General features: G+C 59.2%; 25 protein-coding genes. 17 read left to right on the top strand and 8 right to left on the bottom strand.

All coding sequences use genetic code 11. The features are described 5' to 3' along the window. Positions 1 to 19 precede the first annotated feature (19 nt). The 3 genes from MRBLRC7O_RS04010 (at position 20) to MRBLRC7O_RS04000 (ending at position 1,672) form a co-directional block, all read left to right on the top strand. Positions 20 to 367, top strand: coding sequence for a YunG family protein (locus MRBLRC7O_RS04010; RefSeq protein ID WP_003502169.1), 348 nt, complete (start codon positions 20 to 22; stop codon positions 365 to 367). A gap of 171 nt (positions 368 to 538) precedes the next feature. Continuing rightward, positions 539 to 886: a hypothetical protein gene (locus MRBLRC7O_RS04005; protein ID WP_003502168.1), complete on the top strand. Its 348-nt coding sequence runs from the start codon at positions 539 to 541 to the stop codon at positions 884 to 886. Between the two features lie 153 nt (positions 887 to 1,039). Beyond that, on the top strand, positions 1,040 to 1,672 hold the full coding sequence (locus tag MRBLRC7O_RS04000) for a DapH/DapD/GlmU-related protein (protein WP_020810434.1): 633 nt from the start codon (positions 1,040 to 1,042) through the stop codon (positions 1,670 to 1,672). 31 nt (positions 1,673 to 1,703) lie between these two features. Here MRBLRC7O_RS04000 and ppx read toward each other — a convergent pair whose 3' ends face one another. From ppx to MRBLRC7O_RS03980, 4 genes are read right to left on the bottom strand one after another with little or no spacing between them, the layout of a single operon-like run. Beyond that, positions 1,704 to 3,227, bottom strand: coding sequence for an exopolyphosphatase (ppx, locus tag MRBLRC7O_RS03995; RefSeq protein ID WP_003502164.1), 1,524 nt, complete (start codon positions 3,225 to 3,227; stop codon positions 1,704 to 1,706). Then, complete coding sequence (locus MRBLRC7O_RS03990; RefSeq protein ID WP_371412705.1) at positions 3,224 to 5,527, bottom strand: RNA degradosome polyphosphate kinase; 2,304 nt, start codon at positions 5,525 to 5,527, stop codon at positions 3,224 to 3,226. Before MRBLRC7O_RS03990 ends, ppx begins: the two co-directional genes overlap by 4 nt. Continuing rightward, the gene (gene hdaA, locus MRBLRC7O_RS03985) at positions 5,524 to 6,252 is read right to left on the bottom strand and encodes a DnaA regulatory inactivator HdaA (RefSeq protein WP_003502161.1); all 729 of its coding nucleotides are present in this window, start codon (positions 6,250 to 6,252) and stop codon (positions 5,524 to 5,526) included. The genes MRBLRC7O_RS03990 and hdaA overlap by 4 nt, the downstream gene beginning before the upstream one ends. A gap of 2 nt (positions 6,253 to 6,254) precedes the next feature. Next, entirely contained in the window at positions 6,255 to 7,412 is a 1,158-nt protein-coding gene (locus tag MRBLRC7O_RS03980) for an AI-2E family transporter (protein WP_035212361.1), read from the bottom strand. Positions 7,413 to 7,654: 242 nt separating this feature from the next. Between MRBLRC7O_RS03980 and MRBLRC7O_RS03975 the strand changes: the two genes are divergently transcribed. The 6 genes from MRBLRC7O_RS03975 (at position 7,655) to MRBLRC7O_RS03950 (ending at position 12,134) form a co-directional block, all read left to right on the top strand. Then, positions 7,655 to 8,449 carry a class I SAM-dependent DNA methyltransferase gene (locus MRBLRC7O_RS03975; protein ID WP_060726135.1) on the top strand — a complete coding sequence of 265 codons (795 nt, stop codon included), beginning with the start codon at positions 7,655 to 7,657 and terminating at the stop codon, positions 8,447 to 8,449. Positions 8,450 to 8,572: 123 nt separating this feature from the next. Continuing rightward, a complete protein-coding gene (purM, locus tag MRBLRC7O_RS03970; RefSeq protein ID WP_003502155.1) occupies positions 8,573 to 9,646 on the top strand; it encodes a phosphoribosylformylglycinamidine cyclo-ligase in 1,074 nt (357 codons plus the stop codon). Next, the gene (purN, locus tag MRBLRC7O_RS03965) at positions 9,643 to 10,317 is read left to right on the top strand and encodes a phosphoribosylglycinamide formyltransferase (RefSeq protein ID WP_020809928.1); all 675 of its coding nucleotides are present in this window, start codon (positions 9,643 to 9,645) and stop codon (positions 10,315 to 10,317) included. Before purM ends, purN begins: the two co-directional genes overlap by 4 nt. A gap of 131 nt (positions 10,318 to 10,448) precedes the next feature. Further along, complete coding sequence (locus MRBLRC7O_RS03960) at positions 10,449 to 11,384, top strand: omptin family outer membrane protease (RefSeq protein WP_060724049.1); 936 nt, start codon at positions 10,449 to 10,451, stop codon at positions 11,382 to 11,384. 112 nt (positions 11,385 to 11,496) lie between these two features. Then, positions 11,497 to 11,736 (top strand): type II toxin-antitoxin system Phd/YefM family antitoxin, encoded by a 240-nt coding sequence (locus MRBLRC7O_RS03955; protein WP_031233798.1) that lies wholly within the window; start codon positions 11,497 to 11,499, stop codon positions 11,734 to 11,736. Beyond that, positions 11,736 to 12,134 (top strand): type II toxin-antitoxin system VapC family toxin, encoded by a 399-nt coding sequence (locus tag MRBLRC7O_RS03950; RefSeq protein WP_020809926.1) that lies wholly within the window; start codon positions 11,736 to 11,738, stop codon positions 12,132 to 12,134. Before MRBLRC7O_RS03955 ends, MRBLRC7O_RS03950 begins: the two co-directional genes overlap by 1 nt. A gap of 7 nt (positions 12,135 to 12,141) precedes the next feature. Here MRBLRC7O_RS03950 and MRBLRC7O_RS03945 read toward each other — a convergent pair whose 3' ends face one another. Together MRBLRC7O_RS03945 and MRBLRC7O_RS03940 are read right to left on the bottom strand one after the other, a co-directional pair. Continuing rightward, positions 12,142 to 12,759, bottom strand: coding sequence for an NUDIX domain-containing protein (locus tag MRBLRC7O_RS03945; RefSeq protein ID WP_003502139.1), 618 nt, complete (start codon positions 12,757 to 12,759; stop codon positions 12,142 to 12,144). A 55-nt stretch (positions 12,760 to 12,814) separates the two neighbouring features. Further along, positions 12,815 to 15,037 (bottom strand): molybdopterin-containing oxidoreductase family protein, encoded by a 2,223-nt coding sequence (locus MRBLRC7O_RS03940; protein ID WP_161974056.1) that lies wholly within the window; start codon positions 15,035 to 15,037, stop codon positions 12,815 to 12,817. Positions 15,038 to 15,078: 41 nt separating this feature from the next. Here MRBLRC7O_RS03940 and MRBLRC7O_RS03935 point away from each other — a divergent pair, with 41 nt between their 5' ends. After that, on the top strand, positions 15,079 to 15,942 hold the full coding sequence (locus MRBLRC7O_RS03935) for a 23S rRNA (adenine(2030)-N(6))-methyltransferase RlmJ (RefSeq protein WP_003502135.1): 864 nt from the start codon (positions 15,079 to 15,081) through the stop codon (positions 15,940 to 15,942). Between the two features lie 3 nt (positions 15,943 to 15,945). Here MRBLRC7O_RS03935 and MRBLRC7O_RS03930 read toward each other — a convergent pair whose 3' ends face one another. Continuing rightward, positions 15,946 to 16,893, bottom strand: a complete 948-nt coding sequence (locus tag MRBLRC7O_RS03930) for a lysylphosphatidylglycerol synthase domain-containing protein (protein WP_080866056.1) — start codon at positions 16,891 to 16,893, stop codon at positions 15,946 to 15,948. A 187-nt stretch (positions 16,894 to 17,080) separates the two neighbouring features. Here MRBLRC7O_RS03930 and MRBLRC7O_RS03925 point away from each other — a divergent pair, with 187 nt between their 5' ends. Continuing rightward, the gene (locus MRBLRC7O_RS03925) at positions 17,081 to 17,839 is read left to right on the top strand and encodes a ribonuclease T2 family protein (protein ID WP_003502129.1); all 759 of its coding nucleotides are present in this window, start codon (positions 17,081 to 17,083) and stop codon (positions 17,837 to 17,839) included. A 112-nt stretch (positions 17,840 to 17,951) separates the two neighbouring features. Continuing rightward, on the top strand, positions 17,952 to 18,548 hold the full coding sequence (locus MRBLRC7O_RS03920; protein WP_003502128.1) for a glutathione S-transferase: 597 nt from the start codon (positions 17,952 to 17,954) through the stop codon (positions 18,546 to 18,548). A 115-nt stretch (positions 18,549 to 18,663) separates the two neighbouring features. On the opposite strand, the gene MRBLRC7O_RS03915 is transcribed toward MRBLRC7O_RS03920, so the two are convergent. Further along, complete coding sequence (locus tag MRBLRC7O_RS03915) at positions 18,664 to 19,320, bottom strand: outer membrane protein (RefSeq protein WP_003502127.1); 657 nt, start codon at positions 19,318 to 19,320, stop codon at positions 18,664 to 18,666. A 348-nt stretch (positions 19,321 to 19,668) separates the two neighbouring features. Here MRBLRC7O_RS03915 and MRBLRC7O_RS03910 point away from each other — a divergent pair, with 348 nt between their 5' ends. The 5 genes from MRBLRC7O_RS03910 (at position 19,669) to MRBLRC7O_RS03890 (ending at position 23,904) form a co-directional block, all read left to right on the top strand. Beyond that, entirely contained in the window at positions 19,669 to 20,457 is a 789-nt protein-coding gene (locus tag MRBLRC7O_RS03910) for an SDR family oxidoreductase (RefSeq protein WP_112540135.1), read from the top strand. Continuing rightward, on the top strand, positions 20,454 to 22,499 hold the full coding sequence (gene uvrC, locus MRBLRC7O_RS03905) for an excinuclease ABC subunit UvrC (RefSeq protein WP_003502125.1): 2,046 nt from the start codon (positions 20,454 to 20,456) through the stop codon (positions 22,497 to 22,499). Before MRBLRC7O_RS03910 ends, uvrC begins: the two co-directional genes overlap by 4 nt. Positions 22,500 to 22,602: 103 nt before the next feature. Further along, a complete protein-coding gene (gene pgsA, locus MRBLRC7O_RS03900; protein WP_003502124.1) occupies positions 22,603 to 23,190 on the top strand; it encodes a CDP-diacylglycerol--glycerol-3-phosphate 3-phosphatidyltransferase in 588 nt (195 codons plus the stop codon). After that, positions 23,190 to 23,444, top strand: a complete 255-nt coding sequence (gene moaD / locus MRBLRC7O_RS03895) for a molybdopterin converting factor subunit 1 (protein ID WP_003502123.1) — start codon at positions 23,190 to 23,192, stop codon at positions 23,442 to 23,444. Before pgsA ends, moaD begins: the two co-directional genes overlap by 1 nt. 4 nt (positions 23,445 to 23,448) lie before the next feature. After that, positions 23,449 to 23,904 (top strand): molybdenum cofactor biosynthesis protein MoaE, encoded by a 456-nt coding sequence (locus MRBLRC7O_RS03890; RefSeq protein ID WP_003502122.1) that lies wholly within the window; start codon positions 23,449 to 23,451, stop codon positions 23,902 to 23,904. Positions 23,905 to 23,934: the final 30 nt, after the last annotated feature.

Here is a 23,934-nt window from a genome sequence, read left to right as displayed (position 1 = left end):
GCGGAAAAGAAGACGTTTGATGCAGGACCATGCAGAGAGACTTTATTACGCCCTGAAGAAAAGCTGGTCGGGTGAGACCAGCAGCCTCTGGTCACGCGAAAACCCCGCCAGAGGACAAGGCAGCGTCACCGCGCTGGTGGTGCAGGATATTTTCGGCGGCGAGCTTGCCAAAACCGCCGTCAGCGGCGCCGACCATTTTTACAATATCCTTGAAGGCACCCGCTGGGATTTCACCTTCAGCCAGTTCGATATTCCTGTCGGTTACCAGGACAGACTTGCCAGCCGCACGGAAGCCATGGCGACGATAACGCCCCTGCAATATGCCTATCTCAGCGCCTGCATCCGGAAAGCACTGGGGCACGGCTGAGCCGTTTGCAAAGCAGTGCCAGCCCATTGCCGTTTCGCCCGCGAACCCGGTATGTGGTCAATCATTGCGCCATGCTTCAGCACCATCATTTCAATCTTTCCCGTAAAGCGGACACAATCCATGCGATAATATCGCTCAGCGAAATGGTTGCACCGACAGGAGAGACATTCGATGAGCGAGAGTTGCCCGGTTCTGACACCGGCGGAGCGGCAGGTTCAGGACATATTGCAGCGCAAGGAAGCGGCAATGATGGCCACCATTCACGCAGCGCTTGAGCGCGCCAGCAAAGAGGTCGCCGAGGCATTCCAGGCTGTCGATTCAGACATGCAGCCACCGCCCAGCGATTATTTTGTCGCTGTCGCTCATCAGCAGCTCTTCCTGCTGTTATGCGGCGCCGATCCGGAAACATTCGAGGGCGGAGACCCTGAAATCGCTGGTCACATCATTCGAAACGCTCAAAACATCACCGAACACTACTGGAAGAAACGAGATCCCGCCGCCAATATCTCCAATGAGTGACATACGCCCGTAAAAACATGATTTCGCTCTCCCGGGCAAACCGCATGATGCGCATTGACGAGTGAGCAGCCGGTTTTATTGAACCGCTTTGTCTATCCACGTCACAGGTCTTTCATCATCCCCGGTTAAGCAAGCGCAAATCTGGAGGCTGGAATGGATTCGTCTTTGCAAATCAAGCGCCCGAAAATCGCAGAAACCGTCATCCATGCGACGGCGAGCATAAGAGATTCAAACGTCGGCGAGTGCTGCGAAATTCTGGCGGATACATCCCTGCACAATGTCGAACTCGGGAATTATTCCTACCTTGGACCCCGCTGCATGGTCGGTGACGCGATCGTCGGAAAATTCTGCGCCATCGCTGCGGAGGTCCGGATAGGCGCGCCGAACCATCCGATGGACCGGCCATCCATGCATCGTTTCAGCTACTGCCCGGAATATTACTCTGCCGATGCGGTGCGCGACGACGCCTTTTTCGACCAGCGCAAGCAGGACCGCGCCATTATCGGTCACGATGTCTGGATCGGTCACGGGGTTATCGTCCTGCCAGGCGTAACGGTCGGGGACGGGGCAGTGCTTGCCGCCGGCGCCGTCGTCACCAAGGATGTGCCGCCCTACACCATTGTCGGCGGTGTGCCCGCGAAAATCATCCGCGAGCGGTTTTCGCGATCCATCGCGGAAAAGCTTACGTCCATCGCCTGGTGGGACTGGCCATTCGAAACGATCATGGCGCGGCTTTCCGACTTTCAGTCGAACGATATCGAAGCCTTTTGCGAGCGCTGGTCCTAGCCTGCGCCGCAAAACAGATCGTTCCCGTTCTTTACTCGAACACGAATGCCAGCCGCTTGCCGGTCAGCTTCGCCAGCTGCTGCAAACGCCCGTCCAGCCGCTCGCCGGCGAAATCGCAATAATCGTGCGGCACCACGAATTCGAGATCAAGATCCGGATTGTCGGACTTGCGGAATTTCAGGTGGTCAACGACACCGGGCATCGAGGCCGAGAAAAGATAAACCACGCGCAGCAGGCCGCCGAGCAACTTGCCAAGTTCCTGCAACCGGTCGCCCGCCATCGCCGCGAGCGGCTCGGTGGTGCCGTTGTCGTTCAGACCCTCGAAGCGATAATAATTGGCGAGCGCAATATAGGCGCGGCCGGGATGGGTGATCGCCACGAAGGAGGAATGGGCGATGATGTTGAGCGCCTGCAGGCCACGATAATCCGGATGGGCGCGCCAGCTGATATCGGCGAGAAGGCAGGCCGCCTGCCGGTAACGGCTTTCCTCTTCCGTCTCGTCGACGCCGAAAACCGGAAAGGTGCGGCCGCTCCAGTCCGCCAATTCGCGCGCATGTTCCGGCGAGCGGGCGCGCAGAATGGCAAGTTCATCAGCCGCGACCAGCAGCGGATCGGATTCACGCTCGGCTTCCGTCAACAGCGAATAGAGATAACCTTCGCGCACACCCTGCGCAGAGAAGGCGATCTTTGCCGGTTTCATCGCCTTCAGAACTTCGCGCATGGCGATGGCGCCAAACGGCAGAAGCGAACGGCGGTTCTTGGAAACCGCCTGCCAGGCCGGGTCCTTGCTGTCCCGGGAGACGATGACCTCCTCGAGAAAATTCAGCATTTCCTCGAGCGGCAATTCATAACCCTGCATCATGTGCAGCGGATAGCCTGATATTTCCATGTGCAGCTTGGCAATGTTTCGCCAGGTGCCGCCGACTGCATAGAAGGTGCGCCCCTCGCCCGCCGCCAACAGCTTCGCAAAGGATTTGACATGTTTTCTGGCGATGGTCGTCGCCTTTTCCAGCGAGCCATCCGACTGTTCCGACAGCCGCAGGCCGCCGAGCGGCAGGGTGATGCCCTGGCCGCAGCTCTTGCCCTTTATGTCGATGAGTTCGAGCGAACCGCCACCGAGGTCACCCGCGATGCCGTCTGGATCATGGAAACCGCTGATCACGCCATAGGCGGAATAAAGCGCTTCCTTTTCGCCTGACAACACCTCGATCTCGCAGCCGAGAATGGCTTCGGCCTCACGGATGAAATCCGGGCCGTTTTCCGCTTCACGCGCCGCCGCCGTCGCCAGCACATAAAGCTTCTGCGCCTGCGCCTGCTCGGAAAGTACATGAAAACGCCTGAGCGCCATCAGCGCCCGGCTGACGCCTTCCTCATGCATGCGGCCCGTCAGCGCCAGTCCCTTGCCAAGGCCGCACAGGACCTTTTCGTTGAACAGCACCGCGGGCGCGCGGGAAAGACCTTCATATACAACAAGACGAACGGAGTTCGAACCAATATCTATGACGGAAACGGGGGCAAGGCCGGTCAGCCGCCCCTGTGCTTCTGATCGAGTCATTCAGCCTGTTTCTTGCGGGACGAAATCAACCCGGCAATCAATTTGGGCGCACTGGATTTCAGGGCTTCACCACGTCCGGAAAGGCTGGGATTGGTCATGAAATAGTGCTGCGCGTTGAACGGTTCTTCGCCTTTACGCACCTCGATGCGCCTCGACGTTCCGTCCGCAAGTATCTCGTAGCTCTGCTGGTTGTCAATGAGATTGCCCAGCATAATCTGTGAAAGAACCTGCTCGTGCACCGTGGGATTGGTGAGCGGGACAAGCGTTTCCACGCGCCGATCAAGGTTGCGCGGCATCATGTCGGCCGAGCCGATATAGACCAGCGCCTTGTCCGACGGCAGGCCGAAACCATTGCCGAAGCAGAAGATGCGGCTGTGTTCGAGGAAGCGGCCGACGATGGATTTGACGCGGATATTATCCGACAGGCCGGGCACCTGCGGGCGCAGGCAGCAGATGCCGCGTACAACGAGATCGACCTCCACGCCCGCAGCACTTGCGCGGTAAAGGGAATCGATGATTTCAGGGTCGACCAGCGAATTCATCTTCATCCAGATCGCCGCCGGCGCACCGCGCTTGGCGTGCTCGATCTCTTCATTGATGTGCTTTACGATACGTGCGCGCAGCGTATAGGGCGAAATCGCCAGCTTCATGCCCTCTTCCGGCTCACCGTAACCCGTGATGAAGTTAAAGATATTCGCCATGTCGTGGGCGATCTTCGGGTTGCAGGTGAAGAAGGACAGATCGGTGTAAATCTTGGCCGTGATCGGGTGATAGTTGCCGGTGCCGAGGTGGCAATAGGTTCTGAGCTTGCCGTCCTCGCGACGCACCACCATCGACATCTTGGCATGGGTCTTGAGTTCGATGAAGCCGAAGACGACCTGCACGCCGGCGCGTTCGAGGTCGCGCGCCCAGCGGATGTTCGCCTCTTCGTCGAAACGCGCCTTCAACTCCACCAGCGCGGTGACGGATTTACCGGCTTCCGCCGCATCGATCAGCGCGCGAACGATCGGGCTGTCATTGGAGGTGCGGTAAAGCGTCTGCTTGATGGCGAGCACTTCGGGATCGCGCGCGGCCTGCAGCAGGAACTGCACGACCACGTCGAAGCTTTCATAGGGGTGGTGAACCACCATGTCCTTTTCGCGGATCGCGGCAAGGCAATCGCCGGCATGTTCACGCACGCGCTCGGGGAAACGGGCGTTGTAAGGCTCGAATTTCAGGTCGTCGCGCGGCGCGCGGACGATTTCCGAAATGGTGTTGAGCGCGAGAAGGCCGGGCAGAACGGCGACGCGATTATCAGGCACGCCAAGTTCGTGCACCACGAACTGGCGCAGCGACTGCGGCATTTCGCTGTCGGTCTCGATACGGATCACCGAACCACGGCGGCGGCGCTTCAGCGCGCTTTCGAAGAAACGGACCAGATCTTCCGCCTCTTCCTCCACCTCGATATCGCTGTCACGGATAATGCGGAACGTGCCGAATCCCCGGACGGTATAGCCCGGATAAAGCCGGTGAATGAACAGGCCGACCACATCTTCAAGCGTGATGTAGCGGATGGCGTTTTTCTCATCAGGCAAACGAACGAAGCGGTCGAGCGCGGTCGGAAGACGCAACAACGCCGTCATCGGCTCACGGCCGTTGACGCTGTCGAGCTGCAGGCCCATCGAGAAGCCGAGGTTCGGAATGAAGGGGAATGGGTGCGCAGGGTCGATGGACAGCGGCGTCAGCACCGGGAAGATACGTTCTTCGAATTCCGTGCCCAGCCAGGTCCGATCCGCTTCGGAGAGTGCGGCAGGCCGGACGATGAAGATTTCTTCCTTGGCGAGATATTGCTGCAGAACGGCAAGCGAAGCCTGCTGCTCCATCTGCAGATTATCGATTTCCTTCAGAATATCTTCGAGCTGCTCGGCCGGCGTCTTGCCGTCGGGCGTCTTGACGGTGATCTTCTGACGTACCTGGCCTTCAAGACCGGCGACGCGGACCATGAAGAATTCATCGAGATTGGCGGCCGAGATGGAAAGGAAACGCAGACGCTCCAGAAGCGGGTGATCCGTGTTCAGCGTTTCCTCGAGAACGCGGCGATTGAACTGGAGCCAGGAAAATTCGCGGTTGATGAAACGCGCCGGGCTGTCCCAAAGGCTCTCGCCCTCAGTCACCGGCTGAACCTTGTTGAAGTCGTCCTGCGCGATAGCGTCCATTCCCTGTTCCATCCCCTGACCTATTTCCGTCCCGTGATCCTGCTGCATCGCGCGATCGTCCTTCTTGCCCGTATAACAGTTTGACGACGGAACTGTGACAGTCAATCGACGTCCAGTCCGCTATCCGCTCTCGCATTGTCCATCGCATTGAGGACCTCAGCTACCAGCGGACGTGTAATTCTCGTTCCACGCGCAAGCGCCAGCCGGTCGATCCGGTCCACGATCGTCTGCGCCGTATCGAGCGAACGCTCCATTCTATTGACGATGTAACCTATGAGTTTGTCATCCATGTAAAGCTGCCGGTCGGCGAAGAGTTTCACCAGCACCTGCGCGAGCAGCCCTTCGTCCGGTTCACCGGTTTCCACCACCGTCACGGCTTTCAGGCGAGAGCGCAGGTCCGGCAGCGTCACCGGCCATGCCGCCGGCCATTGCCGGCTGGTCATCAAAAGCGTCGTGCCATGCTGGCGCACGCTGTTGATGACATGGAAGAGCTCGGTCTCGTCGAAACCGCGCCGGTCGGCATCTTCGAAAAGAACCGGTCCCGTTTCGGCCGCGCGCGCGGCATCCGCGCCGGCTTCGGGGTGAATGTCTCGCGCGTCGCTGATATTTTTCCAGATATTGGCGAGATGCGATTTTCCCGAGCCCGGCGGCCCGGCGAGCACGACGACGGGCGAGCGCCAGTTCGGCCACTCATCGATGAGGCTGACGGCAGCCGCAAGCGAGGCGGAGACGAGGAGATCGTCCCTGCCGGAAGCGGACTGGTGCGAGAATGCGAGCGGCAGCTGCTCGGCCTTCGACCGGGCATTGTCGGTTTTGATTTGGTCAGTCATCGTCAGCTCTGAGAGTCAACCTTGCCGGAGGATGTTTCCCCTTCTTCCGGGGCAGTATTTGTGTCCCAGGGAAGGTTGGCGGCATGCCCATGGTAAAGATCGCTTTCAAGATACCGCGACAAGGCGAAGCGGACAAGCACGCCGACCGCCGCCGCAGCCGGCACCGCCACGAGAAGCCCGACGAAACCGAAAAGCGCACCGAAAGCGAAGAGGGCGAACATCAGCCAGACCGGATGCAGGCCGACGCTTTTGCCGACAAGCTTCGGCTGCAGGATGTTGCCTTCGATGAACTGGCCGGAAAAGAACACGACGAGCGTCAGAAAGACATAAATATAGTCCGGCCAGAATTGCACGATGGCGACGCCGACGGCGAGGATGAGGCCGACCATGGATCCGATATAGGGAACGAAGCTGATGAGACCCGAAAAAAGGCCGATCAGCAGACCGAAATTCAAGCCCACCAGCGACAGGCCGACGGCGTAATAAACCCCCAGAATGATGCAGAGCGACCCCTGACCGCGCACGAAACCGGCAATGGTCTTGTCCATGTCGCGGGCGATCTGGCGGACGGTATGGACATAGTCGCGCGGTATCCAGCTGTCGACCTTGTCGATCATCCGGTCCCAGTCGAGCAGGAGGTAGAAGGCGACGACGGGCGTGACGACCAGCAGCGACATGACATCGACCAGCGATTTGCCGGAATTCCATATCTGCGTCAAAAGCGTGCCGATGAAGCCTGCGCCCTCTGTCAGGAGCTTTGAAAAGTTCTCCTTTACCGAGTTGATCTGGCTGCTCACCCAATCCGGCAGGAGGTTGGTATCCGCGCCGGCGATCAGCTGCTGCAGCGACGAAATATATTGCGGAATGCGCGTGATGAATTCCGAGGCCTGAGCGGCAATCAGCGGAATGATGATGATGAGCGACAGCGCGAAGATCAGCACGAAGGAGACGAGGATGACGACGGTCGCCATCAACCGGCTCAAACCGCGCCGCTCCAGCCAGTCGGCCACCGGATCGAGAAAATAGGCAAGCGCCATGCCCGCCACGAAAGGCAGGAGAATGGAGCTGAAGACCATCAGGAAAAGGATAAAGACGGCAAGCACGCCGATCCAGAAAAACACCTGCCGACGCAGGTTCATACCACTCACATGGGGTTGCATCCGTTCATCCTTTGTCGCCGTACCGTCACTGCCCATGATGGAGATAGGATGGGCATGTGCACATGGTCAAGACCGGCGCTTTGGCGCGACCGCAGAAGGAGACTGCCCGCACAGCGATAAAATCCCTCATTTCCGGTCAACCCCTCGCAACGGCAGGTTGACCGGCGGAAAATATTAGACAACTATCAAATATTGCCGGGCGGGCCAGCGTCGCCCCTTCACGCCCGGTGGCCGGAGGCACGATGCAGAGTACCAGTGAAAATGGCATCGCGGACTATAATGCCGGTCTCTTCGATAATCCCGAAGTTGCCGAATGGTACGACAACCAGCAGCTTTACCCCGCCGAACGCATCATTCTCGATCAGTTCCGCCATGCCTATGCGGGCAAGCGGCTGCTGGATCTCGGCGTCGGCACCGGCCGAACGACGAAGCCGCTTCTGCCGCTGGTGGGTGAATATATCGGTATCGACCGCTCGCAGCCCATGCTTGCGCTTGCGCGGCGCAATTTTCCCGCTGCCACGTTTCTGGACATGGATGTGCGGGCGATCGACCAATTCGGCGCGGAGCGTTTCGATTGCGTGCTCGGCGCGCTCGCCATCTTAAGCGCCTTCGGCCATGAGGACCGGCTTGCCATCATCAATGCCGTCCGAAGCATTCTGTCACCGGGCGGTTACTTCATCTTTTCGTTTCATAACCGGCAATGGAAGCGGGCTGGCGGCATGCCGCTGCATCGGCGTTCCTGGCACCCGCGCGAGGTGGTGAATTCGCTGCATCCGCAAAGCTGGATCAACTATCTGCGCCTGCAGCCTCAGACAAGGCGGACGCCGGAATATGCAATTCTCGCGGATCAGGCGCACCGCTGGAGCGGCCTGTTTTATTTCATCGACCTTGCCGCCCAGACCCGGCAACTGGAAGCGGCAGGCTTTGAGATCGTCGCGCGTTACGGCGAAAACGGTCGGCCGATAGAGGAAAATTCCGATACCTCCAATGACGGCCTGCTCAATCTCGTCTGTCGCGCCGCTCCGCAGCCATCGTGAGCACTCAATCCGGCAAGCCCCGCCAAAGCCGTTAAAAACCGGAGCTTTTGCCACTCAAACCCTTGCATCAGGCCCCGTCCCGTGCGAATGGCGACGCCAAAGGAACCAGCGGAGACGAGAGCCATGAGCCAGTCGGGCAAGAACGGTCTTACCTATAGTGATGCAGGTGTGGATATCGACGCCGGCAACCTGATGGTCGAAAAGATCAAACCGGCGGTGCGTTCGACGCGGCGTCCCGGCGCGGATGGCGAAATCGGCGGCTTCGGCGGCCTGTTCGATCTGAAGGCCGCAGGCTTCACCGATCCGGTTCTGGTGGCCGCCAATGACGGCGTCGGCACCAAGCTGAAGATCGCCATCGACGCTGACTACCACGACACCGTCGGCATTGATCTCGTCGCCATGTGCGTCAACGATCTCGTTGTCCAGGGCGCAGAACCGCTGTTCTTCCTCGATTATTTCGCAACCGGCAAGCTGGACCCGGATCAGGGCGCCGCCATCGTTTCCGGCATTGCCGCCGGTTGCCGCGAATCCGGCTGCGCGCTGATCGGCGGAGAAACCGCTGAAATGCCGGGCATGTATTCCGATGGCGACTACGATCTCGCGGGTTTTGCCGTAGGTGCTGCCGAACGCGGACAGCTTCTGCCCGCTGGCGATATTTCCGAAGGCGACGTCATTCTCGGGCTCTCTTCCTCCGGTGTTCATTCGAACGGCTTTTCGCTGGTACGCAAGATCGTATCGGTTTCCGGTCTTGGCTGGGACGCCCCTGCCCCCTTCGCGGATGGCAAGAAGCTTGGCGAAGCGCTGCTGACGCCGACCCGCATCTATGTGAAGCCGCTTTTGAAGGCGATCCGCGAGACCGGCGCACTGAAGGCGCTGGCGCACATCACCGGCGGCGGTTTCCCCGAAAACATTCCGCGCGTTCTGCCCAAGCATCTCGCCGCCGAGATTGATCTCGACGCGATCAAGGTTCCGGCCGTCTTCTCGTGGCTCGCAAAAACCGGCGGCGTTGAAGCGAAGGAAATGTTGCGTACCTTCAATTGCGGCGTCGGCATGATTGTGGTCGTTTCGGCTGAAAATGCCGAGAAGGTCACCGACGCCCTGACGGCGGAAGGTGAAACCGTCTTCCCGCTCGGCCGCATGGTCGCCCGTGAAGAAGGTGCACACGGTACGATCTACAAGGGCACTCTCGGCCTATGATGAGCGCCGCCTTCTCGTCCGGCCGCAAACGCGTCGTCGTTTTCATTTCCGGCAGCGGCTCCAACATGGTGTCGCTGGCCAAGGCCTGCCAGGCGGTGGATTTTCCGGCGGAAATCGTCTGCGTGATTTCGGACAAGGCATCTGCGGGCGGACTGGAAAAGGCACGGGATCTCGGTATTCCGACGCTCGTTTTCGAACGCAAGACTTATCCCAGCAAGGCGGAGCATGAGGGCGCCATACTGGCCGCACTTGGCGAGATTGCGCCTGATATCATCTGCCTTGCCGGTTACATGCGACTGATATCGGGGGATTTCATTGCCCCCTATGAAGGCCGCATCATCAATATCCACCCTTCCCTGCTGCCGCTTTTCCCCGGCCTGCACACTCATCAGCGCGCCATCGACAGCGGCATGAAGATTTCCGGCTGCACCGTGCATTTCGTCACCGAAGGCATGGATGAAGGCCCGACCATCGCGCAGGGCGCGGTGCCGGTCATTTCCGGCGATACGGCCGACACCCTCGCGGCACGGATACTGACCGTAGAGCACCAGCTCTATCCGCTGACCCTGAAGCGGCTTGCCGAAGGCAAGGTACGAATGGAAGACGGTAAGGCCGTCTTCACGGAAAGAGAAAGTAAAGCCGAGTATTCCAACCTCATTTCCGCTTCCTGATAGAGTTATTCCTAAAGTACAAAAATACCTGAAATGGTATTTTTGGAAAAATAAACCGATCATTTACCATAATCACCTTTAATGCCCGCAACGGCCCTTATTTCGGGCTCTCCGGCCATTCAGGAGCGATTATGCCATTTTCGAGATTTTCCCTGCCGCTTTCGGTTGTTCTGCTGGCGGGCGCCAGCCTGCCTGTTGCGGCTGAGCAAAGCGGCATTACGGCCTCGGTGGATGCCGGCGTTCTCAATCTTCGAGCGACCGAAACCGTCCATATCGGTGGCCGCAAGCTGAGCGAACTCGAATGGGAAACCAAAAACGCCGTGGCATTGCGCGGCTCGCTCGGGCTTGAACTTGCGCCCGGCTGGCGCGTCAAGGCGGAAGGCCGCGTCGGCTTTGAAGGCGATGGCTACATGACCGACTATGACTGGGTCTGGCCTTTTTCCAGAGACAGCTCCAAGGACAATTGGAGCCACCGTTCTCAGCATGACGACACGCGGCTCGACCATTATTTTTCGGGAAACCTCGAACTCAATCGCATGTTGCTGGACGATCCGCAGCAATATCTCAGCGCCGGCGTCGGCTTTCGTTATACGGATGTGCAATGGTCGGCCTATGGCGGCAACGCCGTTTACAGCGTTTTCTCCCCCCGTGATCTCTCGGGCAAATTCAAGGATGGCCTCAAGGGAATCACCTATCGCCAGCAAATCCCTGTCTTCTACGGCAACCTGACGGGCGGCCAGAGGTTCGGCAACTGGTCGCTCAATCTGGGCCTCGAAGGTGGCGCCATGGTCTACGGCAAGGCGACGGACGATCACTGGCTGCGCGACATGCGCTTCACCGACAAATTCGACGTTGCCGGCATGTTCGGGGTGAAGGCGGGCGTCGCCTATGACCTGACCGAGAACGCCTCGATCTATCTCGACGGCGCGTATGACTATACCAGCCTCGGACGCGGAGACACCCACTATAGCGGTGCGGGCGCTGGCAACCTGTCATCGGAAAAGAATGCCGGCGGCGGTGACTTGCAGTCGATTTTCGTGGGGATGGGCGTCAAAGGGCGCTTCTGATTTCGAGGGCGACCGTCGAAAAGAGATCGATCCGACGCTCTTGGCCAACCACTTGACCAACTTCCGTGGCGCTCTTAATATGATCAGGGATATGAGCGAGGCCATGGCTGCCATGACGATTACGATCAAAGTCGGTGAAGCAAAAACACACCTTTCGGAGCTTCTGGCCAAGGTCGAGGCGGGAGAAGAGGTCGTTATTGCGCGTGGAAATGAGCCTGTGGCGCGCCTCGTCAAGGCGATAGATACCCAATCCCGCCAAAGGCTCATCGCCGCGATACGCGCAGAGCGGTCGCAAAGAACCAAGACAACGGCAGATGAAATCAGAACGTGGAAAGAGGAAGGCCGCAGGTAATGGCCGTCGTTGTGGACGCCTCGGTTGTAGCGGCGTGGTTCCTGCCTGACGAGGACGGCGCAGTTGCCGAAGAGGCTCTTGCGCGGCTGGAAACACAGGACGCTTTCGCACCCGATCTTCTATCGCACGAGCTGCGCAACATACTACTTTCGGCCGAACGCCGAAAGCGTATTTCAGCGGATGACATCTTTGCAATTCTAATGCGTTTTGCCAGCCTGCCGATTACGCTTTCATCAAGCGCCGATCATGTGTCGATCATTCGCCTGGCGCAGAAACACGCCCTTTCCGCTTATGACGCCGCCTATCTGTCGCTCGCGATTTCGCGCAACGCGCCTTTGGCAACTCAGGACAGGAAGCTCGCGGCTGCCGCAAAGCTGGAAAACGTCGAGTTCTTCTAGGATTTGGTCAAAGCCGGGCGCGATTTAACATCGCCCATTGCAGGAGAATGATCGTCTTGGAATCGGTAATTTCACCCGATGCGATCATCGCGAAGGCCTCGTCCAGTCCGTAGGTCAGAACCTCCAGATCCTCGCCTTCGTCCTCCAGCCCGCCGCCGCTGCCGGCCTGCACGTCGAGATCGATGCGGGCAACGAAGAGGCTGACCTTTTCCGTCAGCGTGCCGGGGCTGGCATACATATCGAAGAGGTAATCGACCTTTTCGACCGCGTAGCCGGATTCTTCCATTGCCTCACGGCGGATGGCATGCGCCGCATCGTCATCATCGAGAAGCCCTGCCGGCACTTCGACCATGAAGCTTGGATCGCCGTTCACGAAGGCGGCGGGGCGAAACTGGCGCACCAGCACCACGCTGTCGCGCTTCGGGTCGTAAAGGAGAATGGCGGCCGCGCTGCCGTGGTCGTGGACTTCCCGGACAATGCGGATCGTTTTACCATCAGGCATGCGCTGGTCGAAAACGAGCTTCTGCATATGCACGAAGCCCTTCCACACCGTTTCCTTTTCCACCAGCCGGATTCTGCCCGCGTCCGTGTCGGCCGGAACGTTTTTCGCCTGCGTCTGTGTCACCGGATATGTCCTTGCCTGTCGTGGGATTTCAGCCTGCCCGTGTTGCGGCGCGATATCAAGCCTCGCGGCTCTCATCGTCGCGGCGGAGCCACACCTTGTTGTCGTGGAATGCCGCGCCGCCATAAGGCGCAACGGCATCGGCGCCGGTCAGCACATTGATGCCCTCGCCATCCAGATGCGCCTTGTTGGGCCACAGCCCTTCGGCAATCAGCACGCCCGGTCTTGCTCCCTCCACGATTTTCGCGTGGAGCCGCACTTCACCACGGCCATTGCCGATGCGGACGACGTCGCCATCGGCGATACCGTTACCGGCGGCATCCTCGGGACAGATCATCAATTCCGGGCGGCCTTCCTTCTGCACGGAGGTCTTCGTTTCCGCGAAGGTGGAGTTCAGGAAATTCCGCGCCGGCGATGTCGCCAGCCGGAACGGATGATCGCCATCCACGGTTTCGATGACGTCGACCTGATCCGGGAATTTCGGGAATTGCGAGACCGGCCCCATGACGCCGATGTTTTTCGGCGGCTTGTTCGGAGATGGCCCGGTCGCCCATTCGGGGCTAAAACGGAATTTGCCGTCACCGTAACCGAAACCTTCGAGATAGTGCGCCACCTCGAAGGAGGGCTGCGCATCGATCCATTTTTCTTCCGCTAGCGTGTCGAAATCGCCCCAGCCGCTGACTTTGAGCATACGGTCGACATGATCACGGGCCGAAAGGCCAAAGCCCGGCATATGGTCGACACCGAGACGTTTCGCCAGTTCTTCGATGACGAAGAGGTTGGTGCGCACCGTTTCGGGCGGCTCCACCAGTTTCGGACCAAGCAGAATGTGGTTCTGGCCGCCGGCGCGGTAGATGTCGTCATGTTCAAGGAACATGGTGGCAGGCAGCACGATATCGGCCACCTCAGCCGTTTCGGTCATGAATTGCTCATGCACGGCGACGAAGAGATCGTCGCGCAGGAAACCCTGTTTCACCAGCCGCTGTTCGGGCGCGACATTGACGGGATTGGTATTCTGGATCAGCAGCGCCGTCACCGGGCCGCCGTGGCGCAGCGCTTCAGCGTCTCCGGTCAGCACGCGGCCGATCTGTGACTGGTCGAGCTGGCGTACCTCGGGGTCGGCGTAAGAGCTGCCCATCAGCTCCGACTTGTTGAGCCGGAAGATATCGCCATTATTGTGGAAAGCGCCGCCGCCCTCATATTGCCAGGAGCCGAGGACGGTGGCGATGGAAAGGGCCGCATGCATGGCGACAGCGCCGTTGCGCTGGCGGGCAAAACCATATCCAAGCCGGAAGAAGGTCTTTTTCGTGGTGCCGACCAGCCGGGCGAAATCCTCGATCTCGTCGACGGAAAGACCGGTGATTTCCGAGGCCCATTGCGGCGTCTTCGTCTTCAGATGCGCCTCAAGCCCGGCCGGATCATCGGCGAAGCGCGCCATGTAATCACGATCCGCATACCCGTCACGGAAGGCGATGTGCATCACGGCGCAGGCGAGCGCAGCGTCGGTGCCGGGGCGGACAACGAGGCGCATATCCGCCTGTTTCATGGTCGGATTGTCGTAGATATCGACCACGACGATCTTCGCGCCGCGCTCCTTGCGGGCTTTCACCGCATGGGTCATGACATTAACCTGCGTGGCGACCGCGTTGGTGCCCCAGATGACGACGACATCGGCCTTGGCGATTTCGCGTGGATCGGGGCCACGCAGTGCGCCCGTGCCCATCACGTAGCCGGTCCAGGCCATGTTGGTGCAGATCGATCCGAAGAAGCCGGAATATTTCTTGGCGTGGCGCAGCCGTTCGATGGAATCGCGCTGCACCTGCCCCATGGTGCCGGCGTAGAAATAAGGCCAGATGGCTTCGGCGCCGTGCCGCGCCTCAGCCTTGACGAAAGCATCCGCCACCTCGTCCAGAGCAGCTTCCCAGGAAATTTCCTGCCAGTCGCCCGCCCCCTTCGCGCCCTTGCGGCGCTTCGGGGTCAGCAATCGGCCGGGATGATAGATGCGCTCGGAATAACGCGCCACCTTGGCGCAGATCACGCCGGCGGTGTAAGTATTGGCGTTGGCCCCGCGCACGCGGCCGATCCGGCCATCGGCATTGATGTCGACCTCCAGCGCGCAGGCGCTCGGACAGTCATGCGGGCAGACCGTGTGTCCGATACGGACTTCGGGCTTCGGGGCGGCTTTTTCAGCGGAAATCGGGGTCGCAACGTTCATGTCTTTTGTATATTGCATCAACGATGCGGCAAAAAGGCCGAAGTGACGTCCATCAAGAATATTCATCCTGACCATTCACCCCGATAAGCCGCAAGCGAGACATATCCATGAACTACCGCCACATCTATCACGCCGGCAATTTCGCGGATGTCCTCAAACATGCCGTTCTTGCCCGCCTCGTGCGCTACCTGCAGAACAAGGACAAGGCATTTCGGGTGCTGGACACTCATGCCGGCATCGGTCTTTACGACCTGACCTCGGAAGAAGCGCAGAAGACCGGCGAATGGCAGACCGGCATCGGCAAGCTGATGGAGGGTGATCTGCCCGCCCCCATTGCCGAATTGCTGGAGCCCTATCTTGACGCCGTGAAGGAACTCAACCCGGAAGGCGGCGTGAAATTCTATCCCGGTTCGCCGAAACTCGCACGCATGCTGTTTCGCCCGCAGGACCGGCTTTCGGCAATGGAACTGCACCCGGATGACAGCCGCGCTCTGGCACGGCTCTTCGAGGGCGATTATCAGGTTCGCGTCACCGAGCTGGATGGCTGGCTGTCGCTCGGCGCGCATCTGCCGCCGAAGGAAAAGCGCGGCCTCATCCTCGTTGATCCGCCGTTCGAGCTTGAGAATGAATATCAGCGTCTGGCCGATGGCCTGAACAAGGCCTATCGGCGTTTTTCCACCGGCACCTATTGCCTGTGGTATCCCCTGAAGAAAGGCGCGCCGATCAAGGACTTCCATGAGCGGCTGCAATCCTTCGACATTCCGAAGATGCTGTGCGCGGAACTGTCAGTCAGAAGCGACCGGCTGGACGGCCTGAGCGGCTCCGGCCTCATCATCGTCAATCCGCCCTATACGCTGAAGGACGAGTTGCACACGCTGCTGCCTTACCTGAAGACAACGCTGGCGCAGGACAGGTTCGCCTCGCAGCGCGCGTTCTGGCTGCGCGGCGAGGAAAAGCCGGAAGAAAGCTGAGGGCTATCTCAACCCTTCCCTTTTCTGCGCCGCCGCAAGCTGTGATCGTTCGAAGAACAGGATCACGAACAGCGCCATGATGAAGGGGATGATGAGATAGAACAGCCGGAAGACCAGCAGCGCCGCGATCACATCCGCCGGGTTCATATCCGGCAGGCCGGTGACGAAGACCAGCTCCAGCACCCCCAGTCCGCCCGGCGCGTGCGAGATGAGCGCCGCCGAGAAGGAAACCAGAAATATGCCGAGAATAACCATATAACCGGGATTTCCGGCTTCCGGCAGCGCGAAATAGATGATGCCCGCCGCGCCGATCAGCTCGATTGGGCCGATGACGAGTTGTTGCGCAACAAGCTTCGGCGCGGGGTAAGGCAGCACGAAAGAGCCGATTTTCAGGGGCTTCAGCCTGAGCAGGCTGCCGAGAACATAAAGCCCGACAACGAGGAGCAGCAGGACGCCCGTGGTCGTGGAGGCTTCGACGGGCAGGATTCCGGTAAACCGTTCGGTGATGTCGGGCTCGTAAAGCAGCACCATGCCGATGAGCATGATCGTGCCGATGAGGAAGGTGAAGGAGCAGAGCCCCACGAGGACGCCCACTTCCGCGACACTCAGTCCCTTGGACGTATAAGCCCTGTATCGCACCACCGCTCCCGAAAACACCGAGGCCCCTACATTGTGGGACAACGCATAGGTGGTGAAAGAGGTGAGCGTGATGAAGAACCAGTTCACCTTGCGGCCAAGATGCTGCAGGGCGATGCGGTCGTAACCGGCAAGCGCGGCATAGGCCAGCAGGGTTGCAAGACCCGAACACAGCCAGTCCCGCACGCGAATGGCTTTCAGGCTGTCCCAGAGATCATCGAGCGACAGGCCACGCAATTCGTGAAAGAGCAACCAGGCGGAAAAACCGATCGTCGCAAAACCAACGACGGGCCAGATGTATTTCTTGAATTTCATGCGGTCATGCCGCCTATTACCCCCAGCCCTGTTTCCGTCTTTTGCGGAAGATTCGTTCGACTCTATTCGTTATGCGGCGAAGCTTTCAACCTTTTTGCCCGTTTGCCTCGTTCACAAATTTATGTAAGACCGGATCGTCGCCCGACGGCGGTATGAACTGGTCCAGTTTCCGGGGAACGTGCACGGAATGAAACGTTACGCAGGTTTCATCGCCTTGGGTCTTCTATCGCTTGCGGCGCTGTGGTTTGCACAGGAAAAACCCGCCCCGAAAGGACCCGTGAACGATCAGCAGGCGCAAGCCTCACCGCAATCCGCGGGACGCCCGCAGCAAGAGACACCACGGAGAAATACGGGCAATAATCCGGCACCTCGCGGAACGGGTTTCGATTTCTACGTGCTTTCCTTGTCCTGGTCTCCGGCCTTCTGCGCCAGTTCCGAAGGCTCGGGTAACCGTCAGCAATGCGGCAGCGACAGGCGTTACGGTTTCGTCGTGCACGGGCTTTGGCCGCAGAACGAAAACGGCTATCCCGAATTCTGCCAAAGCAGCGAGCCTGAGCGTGTTCCTGACGCGATCGGCCGCAGTATGTTCGATATCATGCCGTCCATGGGCCTGATCGGCCACCAGTGGCGCAAGCACGGCTCCTGCTCCGGCCTGTCGCAGAGGGATTATTTCTCGGCAACGCGGGCCGCCTTCGAGGCCGTCCGGCTGCCGGAAAAGATCGCCTCGGGCGCCGCGGCCTCCACACTGTCCGCCGACGCCATAGAAAACGCTTTCACCGACGCCAATCCGGGCCTGTCGAAACGTGGCATCTCCATCAGCTGCGACGGCAAACGCCTTGAGGAAGTGCGCATCTGCCTCAACCGGGACATGACGTTCCGCGATTGCCCCGAGCTTGACCGCAAGGGCTGCCGCGCCAACGCCGCAGAAATCATCCCCATTCGCTAGAGCGCATCGAATGCGCTCTATTTCTCGTCTGTACACATTTTCCAGACATAAAACCGCTATCCAGTTTTACTGAATACTCCAGTCCCCAGACGACAACCCATAGGACCTGACCATGGAACTGCTTTACTCGCCCGCCTCCCCCTACTCCGCCAAGGTGCGCATGGCCGCCCGCCATCTCGGCATCGACATTACCTCGGTACGCGTCGACACCAATGCCGAGCCCGCAACGCTGATGGACAACAATCCGCTCGGCAAGATTCCCGTCCTGCTTCTGGATGGAGGCGGCTCGGTCTATGACAGCGTGGCGATCATGCACTATCTCGACCGTCTTTCAGGCGGCAAGCTCTACCCGAAAAAGAACGGCAAGCGCACGGATGTGGAAATTCTGGAGGCGCTGTGCGACGGCATCATGGATTGCCTGCTTGCCATCGTTTACGAGCGCCGTTTTCGCCCGGAAGACAAGATCCATCAGCCCTGGATCGACAAGCAGTGGAGCAAGGTGGCCCGTGGACTTGATTACCTCAACGCCAACCTGCCCAAAACCGGCAAGAAGCTGCATGGCGGCCATTTCGCCCTTGCGGCGATGATCGGTTATCTCGACCTGCGTTTTGCCGGCGAATGGGCCGAAGGGCGCGATGCGCTGGCCGCTTGGCCTGAAACCTTCGGCAAGCGTTTCGAAGCCTACACGGAAATGAAGGCCGCCGCCTGAGGTTAGCGAAAGAACAATGCCCGGCCTGATCGCCGGGCATTTATTTCGGCGGTATGCCACAAAACAAAAAGCCGGGGCATAAACCCCGGCTTTTCTTTAACCGATCCGAAAAGGATCAGAACTTGACGCCGATACCGGCCTTGACCGAGTGATCGTCGAAACCACGCGAGAACGCGCCGGAGTCGAGACCGTAGTCCTTCTTCTGGTAGTCGCTGTAGCGATATTCCAGACGGGCGGTGATGTTATCGGTCACCATGGCTTCTACACCGGCACCGACAGTGTAACCGAGGGCGGTGGCGCTGTCCTTGGAGGTCGCGTCACGTACCTTGTTGTCGGAGACAGCAAGACCAGCCGTACCGTAAAGCAGGAACGGGTTCATGTCGTAACCAACGCGGCCGCGCAGCGAGCCGTTGACGCCCTGCTTGCCTTCGATGGCGTTGCCGGCAACCGTACCGGCAGAACCCTTCTCGTCGCCGAGGTTGACGTCTGCTTCGGCGCCGTAAACGATCTGGCCGCTCTGCATGTTGTAACCACCGTACAGACCGCCGCCGAAGCCCTTGGCGTCACGGCCGTCATTGCTGGAGCTGAAACGGCCCCAGTCATAGTTGACCGTACCACCGAGGTAAGCGCCGGACCAATCCTTGACCGGTGCGGGCTGGTCGTAGGACACCGGTGCCTGCGGCACTTCATTTACGGCGTCAGCGGCGTGAGCAGCCGAAAAGCCGGCGGCTGCCATGGTCGAAGCCATAAGGGTTGCTACGAAAATACGCATGCTATTCTCCTTTCAGGACCGCTCTGCACTCAAAACATTGTTTTCAGACGCGGCATAATTCGTCGGGTTAATCGCCCCTCTGGAAACTGAACTTGATGGGAGAATGCGGAGATCAAAGAGCCAAAATGTGAATTGTTTGGGGCAGAGGCGTGACTAGAATTAGACGTTGCCTAATTGCCACAAGGGTTTTATTAACCCTAACAGAAGCCTAACCAGCAATAGATCGCCTTTAAACTTAGTTATATTCAAATTAAACCGAAATTGCATTGTGAATAAAAAATCGCCCAATTCTTTTGGGGCTGACGGACAGCTTGCGATTTGCATTTATATCCAGCAAATAGGGCTGAGATGAGCAAATGCAGGTCCGCCGTGAAAGAAAATATACCGAAGACAGTCTTGATAACGGGGGCCGCCCGCCGGCTCGGGCGGGCAATCGCCACCGATCTGGCCGCCCATGGCTTCGCGATCGCCGTCCATGCCAATGAATCGATGGCGCAGGCCGAGGAATTCGCTAACGAAATAAGGCAAAAAGGCGGCAAAGCCGTTGCCGTCCAGGCGGATCTGACACAATCCGGGCCCACTTCTGGGCTCATCGAACAGGCTTCTTCGGCGCTGGGACCTATCGGCGTCGTTATCAATAATGCATCGGTTTTTCTGGACGACTCGGCGGATAAACCCGATCCCGCGATCTTCGACGCGCATTTCGCCGTGCATGTGCGGGCCCCTTCTCTCATCGCCGCCGCCTTTGTCGAACAATTGCCTGCCGACAATTCCGGGCTGATCGTCAATATCATCGACCAGCGCGTGCTTGCCCTCACACCGCGTTTTTATTCCTACACACTTTCTAAATCCGCGCTGTGGACGGCCACGCGGACGATGGCGCAGAGCTTCGCACAGCGCGTGCGGGTCAATGCCATCGGGCCGGGTCCTACCTTCAAAAGCGAAAGACAGACGCCGGAGGACTTTCAGGCGCAGATCGACGGCCTTATATTAAAGCGAGGTCCCGCACCGGATGAGTTCGGGCGGACGATTCGCTTTCTTTTCGACACGCCGTCGGTCACCGGACAAATGATCGCGCTCGACGGCGGCCAGCACCTCGGCTGGGAAACCCCTGACGTGGCGGAGATAAATGAATGAACGGAAAGAAGCTGCCTGATGGCGGTATTCTCTTCGATGAAACCGACGACGAAGACGACGATGCAAGCCTTGCCGCAACCGAAGCGACAGAGGCTCCGCGCGACGTTGCCGGCATGGACTGGAACGCAGGCTGGAAAAACGAATCCGGCCTGAAGGGCATGGATCTGATCGGCGAATTCGTCAAACACCTGCCGAACTCGCCGGGTGTCTATCGCATGTTCAACGATGCGGGCGACGTGCTTTACGTCGGCAAGGCGCGCTCGCTGAAGAAGCGCGTCGGCAATTACGCGCAGGGCCGCGTGCATTCCAACCGCATCGCCCAGATGGTGCGTTTCACCACCCATATGGAGTTCGTCACCACCCGCACGGAGACGGAAGCGCTTCTGCTCGAAGCGAATCTGATCAAGCGCTTGCGGCCGCGCTTTAATGTGCTTTTGCGCGACGACAAATCGTTTCCCTATATTCTCATCACTGCCGACAACCGCGCACCGGCGATTTTCAAACACCGTGGCGCCCGGGCGCGCAAGGGCGACTATTTCGGCCCCTTTGCGTCGGCTGGCGCGGTCGGCCGCACGATCAATTCGCTGCAGCGCGCCTTTTTGATCCGCACCTGCACCGACAGCGTGTTCGAAACCCGCACGCGCCCCTGTCTTCTTTACCAGATCAAACGCTGTTCCGGGCCCTGCACACATGAGGTGAGCGATCAGGGCTATGCGGAACTCGTCAAGGAAGCCAAGGATTTCCTGTCCGGCAAGAGCCAGAGCGTCAAGACCGCGATTGCGCGGCAGATGAACGAGGCGGCCGAGGATCTCGATTTCGAACGCGCCGCCGTCTATCGCGACCGGCTGGCCGCACTTTCCCATGTCCAGAGCCATCAGGGCATCAACCCGGCTGGCATCGAGGAAGCAGATGTTTTCGCCATCCACCATGAGGGCGGCATCTCCTGCATTCAGGTATTCTTTTTCCGCACCGGGCAGAACTGGGGCAACCGCGCCTATTTCCCGAAGGCCGATCCTTCCCTGCCCGGCTCGGAAATTCTCAACGCGTTTCTGGCGCAGTTTTACGACGACAAGCCCGTGCCGAAACAGATCCTGCTTTCCGAAACGGTGGAGGAGCAGGAACTGCTGGCCGCCGCTCTCGGTGAAAAGGCGGGACACAAGGTCACGATCAGCGTGCCGCAACGCGGTGAGAAGAAGGACATTACCGACCACGTGCTTGCCAATGCCCGCGAGGCGCATGGCCGCAAGCTGGCGGAAACCTCGTCCCAGGCGCGGCTGCTGAAGGGTTTTGCGGAAACCTTCGGCCTTTCCTATGTGCCGCGACGGATCGAGATTTACGACAACTCGCATATCATGGGCACCAATGCCGTGGGCGGCATGGTGGTGGCGGGGCCGGAAGGTTTCGTGAAGAACCAGTACCGCAAGTTCAACATCAAATCGACCGACATCACCCCCGGCGATGACTTCGGCATGATGCGCGAGGTGATGACCCGCCGTTTTTCCCGTCTCCTGAAGGAAGAAGGCAAGCCTGACCGCGAACGGACACCGACACCGGAGGAAGCGGCCGACATGCCCTTTCCCGCCTGGCCGGATGTGATCCTGATCGACGGCGGCCAAGGCCAGATGACGGCGGTGCGCGCCATTCTCGACGAACTCGGCATTCGCGACTGTGTGGCGGCCATCGGCGTCGCCAAGGGTGTCGATCGCGAAGCGGGCCGCGAACGCTTCTTCGCGGACGGGCGCAGCGACTTCTCGCTGCCGCCGCGCGATCCCGTGCTTTATTTCATCCAGCGCATGCGCGACGAGGCGCACCGTTTTGCCATCGGCTCGCACCGGGCGCGGCGCAAGAAGGAAATGGTGCGCAATCCGCTGGATGAAATTTCGGGAATCGGGCCGGGCCGCAAACGCTCCCTGCTGCAGCATTTCGGCACGGCCAAGGCCGTTTCCCGCGCCGGTCTCAACGATTTGATGGCTGTCAGTGGTATTTCCGAGACGGTGGCGCGACAAATCTATAATCACTTCCACGAGAGCGGCAGTGATTGATACCGCGACGTCGTGGCGAACTGCTAAAAAAACATAATCACATGTTGACGCTATGCCCTAGCGGCGGCATCAAGGCAGCTGATCTTAGACTGACAGGTTTCCCATGGCTTCGCGCGCATACAGCATTCCCAACCTTCTCACCTATGGCCGCATCCTCGCGGTTCCTGTCATTGTTCTTTGCTTTTTCATCGAAGGAAAGCTGGAAAGCTCGGATTTCGCGCGCTGGACGGCTCTGTGGCTGTTCATCATCGCCTCGCTGACCGATTTCCTCGATGGTTATCTGGCGCGTATCTGGAACCAGACGTCGAATATCGGCCGCATGCTGGATCCGATTGCCGACAAGCTGCTGGTCGCCTCCGTGCTGCTCCTGATGGCGGCTGATGGCACCATTGCCGGCTGGTCGCTCTGGGCGGCCATCACCATTCTCTGCCGTGAAATTCTGGTCTCCGGCCTGCGCGAATATCTGGCAGCGCTGAAGGTCAGTGTTCCCGTTACCCGCATCGCCAAATGGAAGACCACCATCCAGATGGTGGCCATCGCCTTTCTGCTTGCGGGTCCTGCGGGCGACAAGGTTCTGCCCTACACGACCGAGATGGGAATTACGCTTCTCTGGCTCGCCGCGGCACTCACCATGTATACCGGTTATGATTATTTCAAGGCCGGCCTCAAGCACATCGTGGACGAAGAATGATGGCACGGATCGTTTATTTCGCCTGGGTGCGCGAGAAGATCGGCACGGATGAAGAAGAGCTGGATATCCCCTCCTCCGTCACCACGGCCGGCGAGCTGATCGCCTGGCTTGCGACACGCGGCGAAAATTACGAAGCCGCCTTCGAGTTTCTCAATGTGATCCGTGTTGCCGTCAATCAGGAACATGTCGAGCATGACGAAAGCATTGTCGGCGCACGCGAGATCGGCATTTTCCCACCGATGACGGGGGGATGAGCGGATGCAGCCGACAGTCCGCGTCCAGGCACAGGATTTCGATGCTGCGGAAGAAACCCGCCGGCTGACGGAAAGTGACAGGAGCATCGGCGCGGTGGTGGCCTTCACCGGGCTCTGCCGGGATGATGGCGGCACACTCGCGGCGCTGGAGCTAGAACATTATCCCGGCATGGCGGAAGCGGAAATAACCCGCATTGCCAAACTTGCCATGGAGCGTTTCGGCCTGCTTGGCCTCACCGCCATCCATCGCCACGGCAAGATCGCCACCGGCGAAAATATCGTCCTCGTCATTGCAACCTCGTCTCATCGACAGGCGGCCTTCGACGGCGCCAATTTCGTGATGGACTATCTCAAGACATCCGCTCCGTTCTGGAAAAAGGAACATGGCAAGGATGGCTCGACGGGCGACTGGGTTGCAGCAAAGACAACCGACGATACGGCCAAGGACAAGTGGCGATAGTGCTTGTTCTTTTCTCGCATTTCCGGATGG

The sequence above is a fragment of the Agrobacterium radiobacter genome (assembly GCF_040801995.1).
GTDB lineage: Bacteria > Pseudomonadota > Alphaproteobacteria > Rhizobiales > Rhizobiaceae > Agrobacterium > Agrobacterium radiobacter.
Note: the sequence above shows the minus strand (reverse complement) of the source record. Positions and strands in the feature narration are given on the sequence as shown.

Coding starts and splice junctions, on each gene's coding strand:
- purN (WP_020809928.1), top strand. CDS start 9,643: ATGATGAGCGCCGCCTTCTCGTCCGGCCGCAAACGCGTCGTCGTTTTC.
- MRBLRC7O_RS03950 (WP_020809926.1), top strand. CDS start 11,736: ATGGCCGTCGTTGTGGACGCCTCGGTTGTAGCGGCGTGGTTCCTGCCT.
- uvrC (WP_003502125.1), top strand. CDS start 20,454: ATGAACGGAAAGAAGCTGCCTGATGGCGGTATTCTCTTCGATGAAACC.
- MRBLRC7O_RS03890 (WP_003502122.1), top strand. CDS start 23,449: ATGCAGCCGACAGTCCGCGTCCAGGCACAGGATTTCGATGCTGCGGAA.
- MRBLRC7O_RS03935 (WP_003502135.1), top strand. CDS start 15,079: ATGAACTACCGCCACATCTATCACGCCGGCAATTTCGCGGATGTCCTC.
- MRBLRC7O_RS04010 (WP_003502169.1), top strand. CDS start 20: ATGCAGGACCATGCAGAGAGACTTTATTACGCCCTGAAGAAAAGCTGG.
- ppx (WP_003502164.1), bottom strand. CDS start 3,227: ATGACTCGATCAGAAGCACAGGGGCGGCTGACCGGCCTTGCCCCCGTT.
- MRBLRC7O_RS03920 (WP_003502128.1), top strand. CDS start 17,952: ATGGAACTGCTTTACTCGCCCGCCTCCCCCTACTCCGCCAAGGTGCGC.
- MRBLRC7O_RS03955 (WP_031233798.1), top strand. CDS start 11,497: ATGACGATTACGATCAAAGTCGGTGAAGCAAAAACACACCTTTCGGAG.
- MRBLRC7O_RS03915 (WP_003502127.1), bottom strand. CDS start 19,320: ATGCGTATTTTCGTAGCAACCCTTATGGCTTCGACCATGGCAGCCGCC.
- MRBLRC7O_RS03925 (WP_003502129.1), top strand. CDS start 17,081: ATGAAACGTTACGCAGGTTTCATCGCCTTGGGTCTTCTATCGCTTGCG.
- MRBLRC7O_RS03960 (WP_060724049.1), top strand. CDS start 10,449: ATGCCATTTTCGAGATTTTCCCTGCCGCTTTCGGTTGTTCTGCTGGCG.
- MRBLRC7O_RS04005 (WP_003502168.1), top strand. CDS start 539: ATGAGCGAGAGTTGCCCGGTTCTGACACCGGCGGAGCGGCAGGTTCAG.
- MRBLRC7O_RS03940 (WP_161974056.1), bottom strand. CDS start 15,037: ATGAATATTCTTGATGGACGTCACTTCGGCCTTTTTGCCGCATCGTTG.
- moaD (WP_003502123.1), top strand. CDS start 23,190: ATGGCACGGATCGTTTATTTCGCCTGGGTGCGCGAGAAGATCGGCACG.
- pgsA (WP_003502124.1), top strand. CDS start 22,603: ATGGCTTCGCGCGCATACAGCATTCCCAACCTTCTCACCTATGGCCGC.
- MRBLRC7O_RS03980 (WP_035212361.1), bottom strand. CDS start 7,412: ATGCAACCCCATGTGAGTGGTATGAACCTGCGTCGGCAGGTGTTTTTC.
- MRBLRC7O_RS03975 (WP_060726135.1), top strand. CDS start 7,655: ATGCAGAGTACCAGTGAAAATGGCATCGCGGACTATAATGCCGGTCTC.
- hdaA (WP_003502161.1), bottom strand. CDS start 6,252: ATGACTGACCAAATCAAAACCGACAATGCCCGGTCGAAGGCCGAGCAG.
- purM (WP_003502155.1), top strand. CDS start 8,573: ATGAGCCAGTCGGGCAAGAACGGTCTTACCTATAGTGATGCAGGTGTG.
- MRBLRC7O_RS03910 (WP_112540135.1), top strand. CDS start 19,669: ATGAGCAAATGCAGGTCCGCCGTGAAAGAAAATATACCGAAGACAGTC.
- MRBLRC7O_RS03930 (WP_080866056.1), bottom strand. CDS start 16,893: ATGAAATTCAAGAAATACATCTGGCCCGTCGTTGGTTTTGCGACGATC.
- MRBLRC7O_RS04000 (WP_020810434.1), top strand. CDS start 1,040: ATGGATTCGTCTTTGCAAATCAAGCGCCCGAAAATCGCAGAAACCGTC.